This window comes from Zoogloea sp. LCSB751, from assembly GCF_002028455.1.
In the GTDB taxonomy this organism is placed as follows: domain Bacteria; phylum Pseudomonadota; class Gammaproteobacteria; order Burkholderiales; family Rhodocyclaceae; genus Zoogloea.
Window position 1 is genome coordinate 25,318 of the sequence record NZ_MWUM01000027.1, and the last position, 14,135, is coordinate 39,452.

General features: G+C 64.8%; 12 protein-coding genes. All 12 read right to left on the reverse strand.

All coding sequences use genetic code 11. The features are described 5' to 3' along the window. A complete protein-coding gene (moaD, locus tag B4920_RS21615; RefSeq protein WP_079436758.1) occupies positions 1-255 on the reverse strand; it encodes a molybdopterin converting factor subunit 1 in 255 nt (84 codons plus the stop codon). Continuing rightward, on the reverse strand, positions 252-1,475 hold the full coding sequence (glp, locus tag B4920_RS21620) for a gephyrin-like molybdotransferase Glp (protein WP_079436759.1): 1,224 nt from the start codon (positions 1,473-1,475) through the stop codon (positions 252-254). Before glp ends, moaD begins: the two co-directional genes overlap by 4 nt. Beyond that, entirely contained in the window at positions 1,472-1,966 is a 495-nt protein-coding gene (gene mobB, locus B4920_RS21625; protein ID WP_079436760.1) for a molybdopterin-guanine dinucleotide biosynthesis protein B, read from the reverse strand. Before mobB ends, glp begins: the two co-directional genes overlap by 4 nt. A gap of 107 nt (positions 1,967-2,073) precedes the next feature. After that, positions 2,074-4,029 carry an ATP-dependent DNA helicase gene (locus B4920_RS21630; protein WP_079436761.1) on the reverse strand — a complete coding sequence of 652 codons (1,956 nt, stop codon included), beginning with the start codon at positions 4,027-4,029 and terminating at the stop codon, positions 2,074-2,076. A gap of 23 nt (positions 4,030-4,052) precedes the next feature. After that, positions 4,053-4,841: a hypothetical protein gene (locus B4920_RS21635; RefSeq protein ID WP_079436762.1), complete on the reverse strand. Its 789-nt coding sequence runs from the start codon at positions 4,839-4,841 to the stop codon at positions 4,053-4,055. A gap of 7 nt (positions 4,842-4,848) precedes the next feature. Next, entirely contained in the window at positions 4,849-5,967 is a 1,119-nt protein-coding gene (gene zapE, locus B4920_RS21640) for a cell division protein ZapE (protein WP_079436763.1), read from the reverse strand. A gap of 133 nt (positions 5,968-6,100) precedes the next feature. Beyond that, complete coding sequence (gene lpdA, locus B4920_RS21645) at positions 6,101-7,522, reverse strand: dihydrolipoyl dehydrogenase (RefSeq protein ID WP_079436764.1); 1,422 nt, start codon at positions 7,520-7,522, stop codon at positions 6,101-6,103. A gap of 80 nt (positions 7,523-7,602) precedes the next feature. Continuing rightward, positions 7,603-8,793: a 2-oxoglutarate dehydrogenase complex dihydrolipoyllysine-residue succinyltransferase gene (odhB, locus tag B4920_RS21650; protein WP_079436765.1), complete on the reverse strand. Its 1,191-nt coding sequence runs from the start codon at positions 8,791-8,793 to the stop codon at positions 7,603-7,605. A 39-nt stretch (positions 8,794-8,832) separates the two neighbouring features. Continuing rightward, positions 8,833-11,658 (reverse strand): 2-oxoglutarate dehydrogenase E1 component, encoded by a 2,826-nt coding sequence (locus tag B4920_RS21655; protein WP_079436766.1) that lies wholly within the window; start codon positions 11,656-11,658, stop codon positions 8,833-8,835. A gap of 162 nt (positions 11,659-11,820) precedes the next feature. Continuing rightward, on the reverse strand, positions 11,821-13,116 hold the full coding sequence (gene gltA / locus B4920_RS21660; RefSeq protein ID WP_079436767.1) for a citrate synthase: 1,296 nt from the start codon (positions 13,114-13,116) through the stop codon (positions 11,821-11,823). A gap of 57 nt (positions 13,117-13,173) precedes the next feature. Continuing rightward, a complete protein-coding gene (locus B4920_RS21665) occupies positions 13,174-13,410 on the reverse strand; it encodes a succinate dehydrogenase assembly factor 2 (RefSeq protein WP_079436768.1) in 237 nt (78 codons plus the stop codon). Next, on the reverse strand, positions 13,407-14,120 hold the full coding sequence (locus B4920_RS21670) for a succinate dehydrogenase iron-sulfur subunit (RefSeq protein ID WP_079436769.1): 714 nt from the start codon (positions 14,118-14,120) through the stop codon (positions 13,407-13,409). Before B4920_RS21670 ends, B4920_RS21665 begins: the two co-directional genes overlap by 4 nt. Positions 14,121-14,135: the final 15 nt, after the last annotated feature.

Sequence of the window (14,135 nt, forward strand, 5' to 3'; positions counted from 1 at the left end):
TCAGCCTCCGGTGACCGGCGGGAAAAAGGCGATCTCATCCCGGTCCGCCACCGCCACGTCCGGGCCGACCATTTCCTGGTTGATCGCCGCGCGCACGTTGCGGCCTTCGCCGAGGGCTTCCCACACCCCGCCGCGGTGTGCCAGGTGGGCACGCAGGTCGCCCAACGTGGCGATGCCGGCGGGCAGCGTGAGGGTTTCGTGGGAGTAACCGAGGGTCTCCCGCAGGTTGGCGAAATACAGAACCTTGACGCTCATGACAGTAGTTCGGAATAAGGAATGAAACGCACCCGGTCGCCGGCCTTGATGACCTGCCCGGAGGGATTGTCGATGAGGCCGTCAGCCCACACGGTGGACGTGAGCACGCCGGGCCCCTGGTTGGGATACAGCTCGACGCGGCCGTCGGTCCCCAGGCGCGCGCGCAGGAACTCGCGGCGACGGTCGGGTTTGGGCCAGTCGAAGGCCGCCTCCAGCGGAATCGCCTCGGGCAGGCAGTCCTTGACGCCCTGGGCGCGCAGCACGAAGGGCCGCACCAGCAGGATGAAGGTGACGAAGCTCGACACCGGGTTGCCGGGCAGGCCGATGAAGGCCGCGCCGGCGCCACCAGCCGGATCGTTCACATGGCCGTAGGCCACCGGCTTGCCGGGCTTCATGGCGATCAGCCAGGAATCCAGCCGCCCTTCCGCGGTCACTGCCGGCTTGATGTGGTCTTCCTCGCCCATCGACACGCCGCCGCTGGTGACGATCAGGTCGTGGTGGCTGGCCGCCTCGCGCAGCGCAGCGCGGGTCGCGTCGAGCTTGTCCGGCACGATGCCCAGGTCGCTGACCTCGCAGCCGAGGGCCTCCAGCAGGCCGCGCAGCACGTAGCGATTGGAGTTGTAGATGGCGCCGGGCGGCAGCGGCTCGCCGGGCATCACCAGCTCGTCGCCGGTCGAGAACAGCGCCACCCGCAGGCGCCGCAGCACCGGCAGCGTCGCGCAGCCCACCGATGCGGCGAGGCCCAGCATCTGCGGGTTGAGGCGTACGCCGGCGGACAGCACGGTGCTGCCCTGGGCAATGTCCTCGCCGGCACGGCGCACCCACTCGCCGGGCTTGGGCAGGTGATTGATCACCACCCCGTCACCGTCCGCCGCGCACAGCTCCTGCATCACCACCGCATCGGCGCCAGCCGGGATCGGCGCGCCGGTGAAGATGCGCGCCGCCGTGCCGCGGACCAGCGTATGGCCGACGCTGCCGGCCGGGATGCGCTGGCCGATGACGAGGCGCGTGCCGGCGGCTGGCAGATCGGCGGTGTTCACCGCGTAGCCGTCCATGTGGGAATTGTCGAGGGGCGGCACGTTGAGGCCGGACACCTGATCGGCGGCCAGCACGCGGCCGAGGGCCGCCGAGGTGGGCACAGTGTCGATGGCCGTCACCGGCTCGGCGGCGGCCAAGAGCGCGTCGCGCACCTCTTCGAAAGGACGCAGGGAAGTATTCATAGGAGCCCCTGATGGTGGAGGATGAAATCGGCCACGGCGGCCGCATCGTTGAGATTCAGACAGGTCATGGGGACATCGAGTGCCGCGTCGGTGGCGATCGCGACGACGGACGGATTGTCGGGATACTGCAGCGGACGGCCGTGGGCCGGGCGATAGACCTCGATCTTGGGTATCGGCACCGCCTTGAAGCCTTCCACCAGCACGATGTCGCAGGGCGACAGGCGTTGGAGTTGGGCGCCCAGATCGGGTTCCGTCTCGCCGCGCAATTCGTGCATCAGCACCCAGCGCTCGTCCGACACCAGCAGGATCTCGCTGGCCCCCGCCTCCCGGTGCCGCCAGGAATCCTTGCCCGGCTTGTCGATGTCGAAACCGTGATGCGCATGCTTGATCACCGACACCCGGAAGCCCTGGGCGGTGATCTCCGGAATGATCTTCTCGATCAGCGTGGTCTTGCCCGAACCGGACCAGCCGGCAAACCCGAATACCTTCATGACCCACGCCACCAACGGATTGACAGGCGCGGGATTGTAGCAAGGGGGCCGATCCAAAATCCTTGACCCACCCCCTGTTGGGGCGAATTCATTCGCCCCAACAGGGATTAGCGCCCGCTGGCGGGCGGTGGCAGGTCTTCGAGGAAGGCCACGACTTCCGCCTCCACCTTAGAGCGGGTCATCGGCGGCAGGCTTTGCCAGACGCGCTTGCCATAGGGCTTGGTGAGCATGCGCGGGTCGCAGATGGCGAGGACGCCCTTGTCGCGCTCGGTGCGGATCAGGCGGCCGGCGCCCTGCTTGACGTTGATGACGGCGCGCGGCAGCTGGTATTCCATGAAGGGGCTCCGGCCGGATTTCTGCATGTGCTCGATGCGCGCGGCGAGCACCGGGTCGTCGGGCGGGACGAAGGGCAGCTTGTCGATGACGACCACCGACAGCGCGTCGCCGGGCACGTCCACGCCTTCCCAGAAGCTCTGGCTGGCCACCAGGATGGCGTTGCCGAGGCGGCGGAAGCGGTCGAGGAGTTCGGTGCGCGAGCCTTCGCCCTGGATCAGCAGCGGCAGGTCGAGCTTTTCCCGTTCCAGGTAATCGCCGATCAGCTCGTGGATGCGCCGCATGGCCTTCAGCGAGGTGCACAGCACGAAGGTGCGTCCCTGGGCGGCGCGGATCAGCGGGAAGGCGACCTTGGCGACGGCGTCCGGGTAGTCCGGGCTGTTGGGCTCGGGCATGCCCTGGGGCGCGTAGAGGACAGCCTGGGCGGGATAGTCGAAGGGGCTGCCCCACACGGCCGTTTCGATCGGCGGTTCGACCCAGTGCAGGCCCAGCTCGCGGCAGTAGTGGCCGAAGTCCTTGCCGACCGCCAGCGTGGCCGACGTGAACACCCAGGCCCGCGGGTGGCCGTCCATCTGGCGCTTGAAGATGGTGGCGATGGACAGCGGCGTGGCGTTGAGGGACAGGGCCTGGCTGAAGACCTCCACCCAGCGCACCCAGTCGGTGTTCTCGGGCTTGATCCAGCGGGCCAGGATCTCCTGCAGTTCCTGGGTGCGGCGCAGGCAGTTGGCCAGCCCTTCGGAGCGCTCGGCCTGGGTTTCGACGATGGCGCAGAAGTCTGCCAGTTCGTCACCGAGGGCTTCCAGCGCTTCGTGGAAGGGCTTGTTGTCTTCCATCTGCGCAAAGCCGAAGCGGGCGTTCTCGGCCTGTACGGACAGGCGCAGGTCGCGGGTGGTTTTTTCGAGCTTGCGGGTCGCTTCGATGAGGTCCAGGCAGTCGCGGGCGGCGGCCACCGTTTCGGAGCGGGTGTCGCGGGCCAGTTCGAGCAGCTGGGACGTGGACACGCTCTCGCCGAAGAACAGGCTGGCGGTTTCCGGCAGCTGGTGGGCTTCGTCGAAGATCACCGCGTTGCACGACGGCAGCAACTCGCCCATGCCCACGTCGCGCAGGCTCACGTCGGCGAAGAACAGGTGGTGATTGACCACCACCACGTCGGCGTCCATCGCGTTGCGGCGCGCCGCGGCGACGAAGCACTCCTTGATGTTCGGGCATTCCTGGCCCAGGCAGTTGTCCCGCGACGAGGTGGCGAACATCCAGGCGGCGGCGTCTTCCGGCACCTCGGGACATTCGGCCTTGTCGCCGGTCTGGCTGATCTCCATGAAGCGCCCGATCGCACGCAGGTGTACGGCGTCCTCGGGGGTCTGCAAGCGTGCGTCGGCCAGGTTGCGGGCCAGGTGGTAGTGGCACACGTAGTTGGCACGCCCCTTCAGCAGCGCCACCGCGACCGGCACCTTGAGGGCGGCGCGGATGGTCGGCAGGTCGCGGTTGAAGAGCTGGTCCTGCAGCGTCTTGGTGCCGGTGGAGATGATCACCTTGCCGCCGTTGAGCAGCGCCGGCACCAGGTAGGCGTAGGTCTTGCCGGTGCCGGTGCCGGCCTCGGCGACGAGCACGCGGTTCTCCTTCAGCGTGAAGGCGATGTGCTCGGCCATCTCCATCTGCTGGCGGCGCGGCGCGAATCCGGGAATGGCCTTGGCCAGGGGGCCATCGGGCGCGAAGGCTTGTTCGACGTTCATGGTACTGAAAAGCAAGGGGTGGCTCAGTCGAGGGCGTCGACCCACAGCCAGACCTGGCCGCGGCTCTGGCTGTCGCCCTGGCGGAGGCCAGTGGTGCCGTATTCCGAGCGGCGACTGTCGATCTGACTGCCGCCAAGGGGGATCCACTCGCCGAGGCGGCCGCGGACCTGGGTCGACAGGCGGGTGGATTCGATGCCGCCGTCGGGGCGGAGTTGCTCGACGGCGGGCGTGATGTCGATGCTGACCTGCTCGCCGATCAGCTGCGGCGCGACCATGAAGCCGCTGCCCACGTCCAGGAAGCGCACGCTGTCCACGGCCTGCCAGCCATTTGGGCCGGCACGCCATTCGCGCATGGCGATGGGCAGGGACTGGCCGACGCGGATCAGCGCGCGCCCACCCTCCACCACCTGGACCTGCTGGCTTATCTGCTCGTTGCGGCGGGTGCTCCCGGAGCCGGCTTCGACGATCACGCGGCTGTTGCCGGGCGACAGGCGGGCCCCGACGCCGGCCCCACCGCCCTGCCCCGCCACATCCTGGTCCTGGCGCACGGACACCACGAGGCGGCGCAGCGGCGTATCCAGCGCATCGATGGCGACGCGCAGTTCGGCCAGGTTGGCCGGCGAGACCCGCAGCAGCAACTTGTCGCCCATATTGGACACGGCCCCGCCGGGCTCCACCAGCGGCCGCAGGGCGGGCAGGATCTGCTCGGCGGGCCGGTGGCGCAGCGTGACGATCTCCAGGCGCGGCTCCGCCCGGGCCGTGGCGAGCACGGCCAGCAAGGCAAGGGCGAGGCAGGCCTGGCGGCGTTTCATGCGGGGCTCAGGCCGCGGAGGTCCGGTGCGCTTCGGCGAGGTAGTCGCGGGAGCGCATCTCGATCAGCCGGCTGACCGTGCGGTGGAACTCGTTGGCCTGGCGGCCTTCCACGTAGAGGTCGTAGGCCTGGCACTCGGCGCTGACCAGCAGCTTGACCCGGTGGTCGTAGAGCACGTCGATCAGCCACGTGAAGCGGCGCGCCTCGGAAGCCATCGCGGCGCTCATCTTCGGCACGCGGGAGAGAATCAGCGTGTGGTACTCGCGGGCGATCTCCAAGTAGTCGTTCTGGGAGCGCGCGCCGCCGCACAGGGTGTCGAAATCGAACCAGATCACGCCGGGTGCGATGCGCTGAACCTTCAGCTTGCGCTCCAGCACCTCGATCTCGCCGGGCTTGCCCTTGGTGCCGGCAATCTTCTCGAAATCCGTCGCCAGGTGCTTGTCGGCGGCTTCGTCCGCAGGCACCAGGAAAGCGTCCATCTGCTCCAGCGTGCGCAGCCGGTAGTCGGTGCCATGGTCCACCTCGACCACGTCGAAGCGGCGCTTGATCATGTCGATGGTGGGCAGGAAGTTGATGCGCTGCAGGCCATTGGGGTACAGGCCGTCCGGCGGGTAGTTGGAGGTCATCACGAAGATGGTGCCGCGGGCAAACAGCGCGTCGAGCAGGCGACCCAGGATCATCGCGTCGGCGATGTCGGACACGTGGAACTCGTCAAAGCACAGCAGGCGGGTCTGGCGCGCGATGCGGTCGGCGACCTTCTGCAGCGGATCGGGTTCGTGGTTGAGATTCTTCAGATCGTTCTGCACTTCCTGCATGAAGGCGTGGAAGTGCACGCGGCGCTTGCGCTGGTACGGGACCGAATCGTAGAAGCAGTCCATCAGGAAGCTCTTGCCGCGCCCGACGCCGCCCCAGAAATACACGCTGCGCGGCTGCTTCGGCCGTGACAACAGCTTGCGGAGGGTGCCCTTGCGGGCCGCCTTGAAGGCGACGAGTTCGGTATACAGGCCTTGCAGGCGCTGGGCGGCGGCGCGCTGAGCGGGGTCGGACTTGAAGCCGCGGGCCTTGAGGGTGGCGTCGTAAGCTTCGAGCATGCCGTGCTCGGCAACCTTGAGGATTCGATGGGGCATCTTCGTGGCAGGTGATGTCGGGGCGCTCTAGGGTCGCGCCACTTATGGAAACGGGGGTGGTCAGGCATTTTACAGCCTGACCACCCCCGGGTGATGCGCGGAGCCGGCTACAACAAGGCGCCGGCCACCGTCATCAGAAGTGCAGAGGACGCTTGTCCACCGCCAGGGCGGCTTCGTGCACCACTTCCGACAGGGTCGGGTGAGCGTGGCAGATGCGCGCCAGATCTTCGGACGCACCGGCAAACTCCATCGTCACCACGGCTTCGCCGATCAGCTCGGAAGCATTGGAGCCGATGATGTGCACGCCGAGGATACGGTCGGTGTTGGCGTCGGCGATCATCTTCACGAAACCGGCCGGGGTGCCGGCGCCCAGCGCACGGCCGTTGGCCATGAACGGGATCTTGCCAACCTTGTAGGCGGCGCCTTCGGCCTTGAGCTGCTGCTCGGTCTTGCCGACCCAGGCGATCTCGGGCGAGGTGTAGATGACCCACGGGATGGTGTCGAAGTTGGTGTGGCCCTTCTGGCCGGCGATGGTCTCGGCCACCGCAACACCCTCTTCCATGGCCTTGTGGGCCAGCATCGGGCCACGCACCACGTCGCCCACCGCCCACACGCCGTCCAGGTTGGTGCGGTTGTGCGCATCGACTTCAACGAAGCCACGCTCGTCGATCTTGAGGCCGACCGCTTCGGCGTTGAGACCGGCGGTGTTGGGCACGCGACCGACGGAGACGATCAGGCGGTCGAACTCGGCCTTCTGCGCACCATCCTTGGTTTCGTACTCGACGGTGACGGACTTCTTGCCGACGGTGACGGCGCCAACCTTGACGGACAGCTTGATGTCGAGGCCCTGCTTGGTGAACAGCTTGAGGGCTTCCTTGGCCACGTCCTGGTCAGCGGCCGCGAGGAAGCTGTCCATCGCTTCGAGGATGGTGACTTCGGCGCCGAGGCGCTTCCACACGGAGCCCATTTCCAGGCCGATCACGCCGGAGCCGATGAGGCCGAGGCGCTTGGGCACGGCGTCGATGTCGAGGGCGCCAATGTTGTCGCAGACCAGCTTGTTGTCGACCGGGATGCCGGGCAGGTGGCGGGCGGTGGAGCCGGTCGCCACGATGACCTGCTTGGCCTCGACGACTTCTTCGCCAACCTTGACCTGCCAACCGGCGTCGGTCTTGCCGACGAAGGCGCCGTGGCCCGCCAGGAAGGTGACCTTGTTCTTCTTGAACAGGCCCTTGATGCCGGCGGTGAGCTGCTCGACGATCTTGGACTTGCGGCCGATCATCTTGGCTACGTCTATCTTCGGCGTGCCGACGGAGATGCCCTGCTCCTCGAAGGCGTGGCCGGCTTCCTCGAACAGGTGCGAGGTGTGCAGCAGCGCCTTGGACGGGATGCAGCCGACGTTCAGGCAGGTGCCGCCGAGGCGGGGCTCGCCCTTCGGGTCGGCGTAGGGATTGGATTCGGCGCAGGCCGTATTGAAACCGAGTTGTGCGGCGCGGATCGCAGCCACATAGCCACCGGGACCACCGCCGATGACCAGCACGTCAAATTGCTTCGCCATTTAGTCGCTTCCTTGTGCAGATGAAAACGCGGCACGGAAACACCCCCGCAGGAGTGCAACCGTGCCTGCGGTTGGGGAGATCAGACGTCCAGGATCAGACGGGCCGGATCTTCCAGGGCTTCCTTCATGGTGACCAGGCCCAGGACGGCTTCGCGGCCGTCGATGATGCGGTGGTCGTAGGACATGGCGAGGTAGTTGATCGGACGCACGACGACCTGACCATTTTCCACCACGGCACGGTCCTTGGTGGCATGGATGCCGAGGATCGCGGATTGGGGCGGGTTGATGATCGGGGTGGACATCATGGAGCCGAACACACCACCGTTGGAGATGGAGAACGTGCCGCCGGTGAGCTCTTCGATGGAGATCTTGCCGTCCTTGGCCTTCTGGCCGAACTCGGCGATCTTCTTCTCGATGTCGGCGATGGACATGTTGTCCACGTCACGCAGGATGGGCACCACCAGGCCACGGGGCGAACCGACGGCGATACCGATGTCGATGTAGCCGTGGTAGACGATGTCGTTGCCATCGACGGAGGCGTTCAGGATCGGGAACTTCTTGAGGGCGGCAACAGCGGCCTTCACGAAGAAGCCCATGAAACCCAGACGCACGCCGTGAGCCTTCTCGAACTTGTCGCCGTACTGCTTGCGCAGGGCCAGGATCGGAGCCATGTTCACTTCGTTGAACGTGGTCAGAATGGCGTTTTCGTTCTTCGACTGGAGCAGGCGCTCGGCGATGCGGGCACGCAGACGGGTCATCGGAACGCGCTGTTCGACACGCTCGCCAGCCGGGACGACTACGGCCGGAGCCGCTGCAGCCGGTGCGGCAGCCTTCGGCTGGGCGGCAACGGCATCTTCCTTGATCACCCGCCCGCCACGGCCGGAACCGGCGACGTCAGCGGCAGCGATGCCCTTCTCGTCGAGGATCTTGCGGGCGGACGGACTGGCAGCGCCGGCGGCAGCAACCGGAGCCGCTGCGGGGGCTGCAGCAGCCGGAGCGGCGGCAGCGGCCGGAGCGCCAGCGGCAGCCTTGGCTTCGGTGTCGATGGTGGCGATCACTTCGCCGGAAGTCACCGAGTCACCGCCATTCTTGACGATCTTGACGAGCACGCCGTCGGCCGGGGCCGGGGTTTCCAGCACGACCTTGTCGGTCTCGATGTCGATCAGGTTCTCGTCACGGGAAACGGCGTCGCCTTCCTTCTTGTGCCAAGTCACCAGCGTGGCTTCGGAAACGGACTCGGACAGTTGGGGCACTTTGACTTCGATCAGCATATCTTCTCCCTTGTTTTCAGTTCGGCGTGGACGTTTGCATCAGGCTTTGATTTCGCCAAACGCATTTTCGATAACTGCCTTTTGTTGCGCGTTGTGCTTGGCGTAGTAACCGACCGCCGGCGATGCCGCGGCAGGACGGGCCACCAGCAGGAACTTGCGCTCGTCGCCGAGGGCGCTGTCCAGATGGTGACGGGACGCCAGCCAGTACCACACGCCCTGGTTGCGGGGCTCTTCCTGGCACCACACCACTTCCTTGGCGTTGGGGTACTTGTTGACCTCGGCCGCGAAGGCTTCGCGCGGGAACGGGTAGAGCTGTTCCAGGCGAACCAGCGCGATGTCGTCGATGTTGTTGGCACGACGGTGAGCCAGCAGTTCGTAGTAGATCTTGCCGGAGCAGATGACCACGCGCTTGACCTTGTTGACGTCGAGCTCGTCCACTTCGCCAATGACGGTCTGGAAGGTGCCCTTGGAAAGATCTTCCAGGGAGGAGATCGCGTCCTTGTGGCGCAGCAGCGACTTCGGCGTGATGATCACCAGCGGCTTGCGCAGCTTGCGCAGGGCCTGGCGACGCAGCAGGTGGAAGATCTGCGACGGGCCGGACGGGATGCACACCTCCATGTTCATCTCGGCGCACAGTTGCATGTAGCGCTCGATACGGGCGGAGGAGTGCTCCGGACCCTGACCTTCGTAGCCGTGCGGCAGCATCATGACGAGGCCGCACTGGCGGCCCCACTTGGCTTCGCCGGAGCTGATGAACTGATCCATCACCACCTGGGCGCCGTTGGCGAAGTCGCCGAACTGGGCTTCCCAGATCACGAGCTGGTTCGGTTCAGCCGAGGCGTAACCGTATTCGAAGGCCAGTACGGCCTCCTCGGACAGCACGGAGTCGTAGCAGTAGAACGGGCCCTGGCCTTCGCGGATGTTCTGCAGCGGGTAGAAGGTACCGTCGTGCCACTGGTCGCGGTTCTGGTCGTGCAGCGCGGCGTGGCGGTGGAAGAAGGTGCCACGGCCGACGTCTTCACCGGACAGACGGATACCGAAGCCCTGCACGACCAGGCTGGCGTAGGCCAGGTTCTCGGCCATGCCCCAGTCGAACGGCAGCTTGCCGGCCCCCATCGCCTTGCGGTCGTCGATGATCTTCTGCACGCGGGGGTGCAGCGCGAAACCCTCCGGCGTGGTGGTCAGCGCGGTGGCCAGACGCTCGAGTTCGGCGGTCGGCACGGTGGTGTCGCACTTGTCGGTGTAGGCCTTGCCGGCGTACGGCGCCCAGTCCTGCGCGAACTGGCGCTTGAAGTCGGACAGCACGGGGTTGGACAGCAGTTCACCCTTGTCCAGCGCAGCGCGGTAGTCCTTGATGAATTGGTCCGGCTCTTCCGTCTTGACGATGCCCAGCTGGACGAGCTTGTCCGCGTACAGCTTGCGGGTGCCCGGGTGCTTGGCGATCTTCTTGTACATCAGCGGCTGCGTGACCATCGGCTCGTCGGCTTCGTTGTGGCCGAGCTTGCGGTAGCACACGATGTCGACAACGACGTCCTTCTTGAACTCCTGGCGGTATTCCACGGCCAGGCCCATCACGAAGGCCACGGCCTCCGGATCGTCGCCATTGACGTGGAAGATCGGCGCCTCGCCCATCTTGAAGATGTCGGTGCAGTACAGCGAAGAACGGTAGTCGCGCGGATCGGAGGTGGTGAAGCCGATCTGGTTGTTCACCACGATGTGGATCGTGCCGCCCGTGCCGTAGCCGCGGGTCTGCGCGAAGTTGAGCATTTCCTGGTTGACGCCCTGGCCGGCAACGGCCGCATCGCCGTGGATCAGGACCGGGATCACCTCGGCCTTGCCCTTGGCGCCACGACGGGTCTGACGGGCATACACGGAGCCTTCGACCACCGGGTTGACGATTTCCAGGTGGGACGGGTTGAAGGCCAGGGTCAGGTGCACCGGACCTCCGGCAGTCATCACGTCGCTGGAGAAGCCCATGTGGTACTTCACGTCGCCGGCGGACAGGTCGGACGCGGCTTTGCCTTCGAATTCGGAGAACAGCATGCTCGGCGACTTGCCGAGGGTGTTCACCAGCACATTGAGGCGGCCACGGTGGGCCATGCCGATGACGATTTCCTGCACGCCCTTGCCGCCAGCGACGCGGATCAGCTCGTCCATCGCCACAATGGTGCTTTCACCGCCTTCGAGGGAGAAACGCTTCTGGCCGACATACTTGGTATGCAGGTAGCGCTCCATCGTTTCGGCAGCGGTCAGGCGCTCGAGGATTCGGCGCTGATGCTCGACCTGGAAGGACGGACGTCCCTTGGTGGGCTCGAGGCGGGCCTGGATCCAGCGCTTTTCACCGATATCGGTGATGTACATGTACTCGGCGCCGATGGAGCCGCAGTAGGTCTGGCGCACCGCGTCGAGGATCTCGCGCAGGGTGGCGTGATCACCCGGCAGGCCATGGAAGGAGCCGGTATTGAAGGTCTGGTTGAGATCCGCCTCGGTGAAGCCGTAGTGGGACAGTTCGAGTTCGTGGATCTCAGGACGCTCGGTGCGCTTGAGCGGGTCGAGCTGGGCCCAGCGAGTGCCGAGGAAGCGGTGGGCGTTGATCAGTTGCAGGACGCTGACCTGCTTCTGGTCGACGCCGGACGCCACGACAGTGCGGACAGGGCCACGCTTCGCCATGTCGGCGAAAGCGTTGATGATCGGGTAGTGGGCAACGTCACGGCCCTTGCCGGGCACGTTCTGCAGCGAGTCGAAATAAGTCCGCCATTCATCGGAGACGGAATCCGGATTGTCGAGATAGTTCTCGTAAAGCTCTTCGACGAACGGCGCATTGCTGCCGAACAGTTGGGAGCTCTCAAAAAGCTGCTTCATCATGGGCGACCACCTGGCTTATATCTTGTCTTTTTGAAGGTACTTGCTTTCGGTGGGGAGAAATCCCTGTTTGATTCACTTCCTCAGAAAAACGAAGCGGGATGGCCTGATGCTTCGACCATCCCGCGTTCGCTCTCCTGTTTCCCCCTCCCCTTCCGGGCAAACTTAGCCGCGTTGGGCCAGCGGGACGACGTCGCGGCGAGCGGCGCCGATGTACAACTGACGCGGACGACCGATCTTGTACTCAGGATCGGTGATCATTTCTTCCCACTGGGTCATCCAGCCGACCGTACGGGCCAGCGCGAAGATGCAGGTGAACATTTCAGTGGGAATGCCGAGCGCCTTCTGGACGATGCCGGAGTAGAAGTCCACGTTCGGGTAGAGCTTCTTCTCGACGAAGTATTCGTCTTCCAGAGCGATCTTTTCGAGTTCCTTGGCCAGCTTGAACAGGCGGTCGTTCTCGAGGCCCAGTTCGCCGAGCACATCGGCGCAGACCTTGCCCATCAGCTTGGCGCGCGGGTCGAAGTTCTTGTAGACACGGTGACCGAAGCCCATCAGCTTGAAGGAATCGTTCTTGTCCTTGGCGCGCTTGATGTACTCGCCAACGCGGGACACGTCGCCGATCTCTTCCAGCATCTGCAGGCAGGCTTCGTTCGCGCCGCCGTGCGCCGGGCCCCACAGGCAGGCGATACCGGCAGCGATACAGGCAAACGGATTGGCACCGGAGGAGCCAGCCAGACGGACGGTCGAGGTGGACGCGTTCTGCTCGTGATCAGCGTGCAGCGTGAAGATGATGTCGAGGGCGCGGACCAGCACCGGATTCGGCTGGTACTTCTCGCACGGGTTGCCGAACATCATGCGCATGAAGTTCGAGGTGTAGTCCAGATCGTTGTCCGGATACATGAACGGCATGCCGGTGCTGTACTTGTAGGCCATCGCAACGATGGTCGGCATCTTGGCAACCAGGCGGTTGAAGCTGATGTTGCGGTGCTCGGAGTCGGAGAAATCCATCGCGTCGTGGTAGAACGCGGACAGGGCACCGACCACGCCGGTCATGACAGCCATCGGATGAGCGTCGCGACGGAAGCCGGAGTAGAACTTGGTCAGTTGCTCATGAACCATCGTGTGGCTCTTGATGGTCTTTTCGAAGTCGGTCTTCTGCGTGGCGTTCGGCAGTTCGCCGTTCTTCAGCAGATAGGTGACTTCCAGGAAATTGCAGTTTTCAGCCAGTTGCTCGATGGGGTAGCCGCGATAGAGCAGTTCACCCTTGTCGCCATCGATGTAGGTGACCTTCGACTGACAGCTGGCCGTAGACAGGAAGCCGGAGTCATACGTGAAGTACCCAGTCTTACCACCCAGGGTACGAATGTCGATCACATCATTGCCATGCGTTCCCGACATGATCGGAAAATCTACGGCCTTGTCACCTACGGTCAGTGTAGCAGTACGTTGCGTGGTCATATTTTGGTCCCTTTTCCCTGTTGAAACTCCAGCTCCCTATTGACTAGATCTGCCGGGCTACCGGGCCCGGAGCAGGTCCACCATTTCCTGCCAGCGCTCCTTGGTGACCGGCTTGCTGCCGTTGACCATGGCCCACAGGTCATGGTCTTCGACGAGCAAGAGGTCATCCAGATCGGCCAGCTGATCGTCGGTGAGACGATCGAAGTGCCTTTCGAGGAAGCGCGTGAACACCAGATCGAGCTCGAGAAGAGCCCGACGGCACTGCCAGCGCACGCGCCCCCGGTTGAGCGTCATACCGCGCGACGAACCATCATGTCTTTGATCTTGCCGATCGCCTTCGTCGGATTCAGGTGCTTCGGGCAGACGTCGACGCAGTTCATGATGGAATGGCAACGGAACAGACGATACGGATCTTCCAGATTGTCGAGGCGCTCGCTGGTCGCCTGATCGCGGGTATCCGCCAGGAAGCGGTACGCCGCCAGCAGACCGGCCGGACCGACGAACTTGTCCGGGTTCCACCAGAAGGACGGGCAACTGGTGGAGCAGCAGGCGCACAGGATGCACTCGTACAGACCGTTGAGTTCATCGCGGTCTTCCGGCGACTGCAGGCGCTCGCGCTCGGGTGCGGGCTCGTTGTTGATCAGGTACGGCTTGATCGAGTGGTACTGCTTGAAGAACTGGGTCATGTCGACGATCACGTCGCGGATGACCGGCAGGCCGGGCAACGGACGCAGCGTGATCGGCTGGGCGATGTCGTCCATGCTGGTCAGGCAGGCCAGGCCGTTCTTGCCATTGATGTTCATGGCGTCTGAGCCACACACACCTTCGCGGCAGGAACGACGGAAGGACAGGGAGTCGTCCTTGGCCTTCAGGCGCACCAGAGCGTCCAGCAGCTTCTTGTCGGACTCTTCGAGTTCGACGGAAATGTCCTGCATGTACGGCGCGGCGTCCTTGTCCGGATCGTAGCGGTAAATCTTGAACTGTACGGTTCGCTTGCTGCTCATGTTCTATTCTCCGGA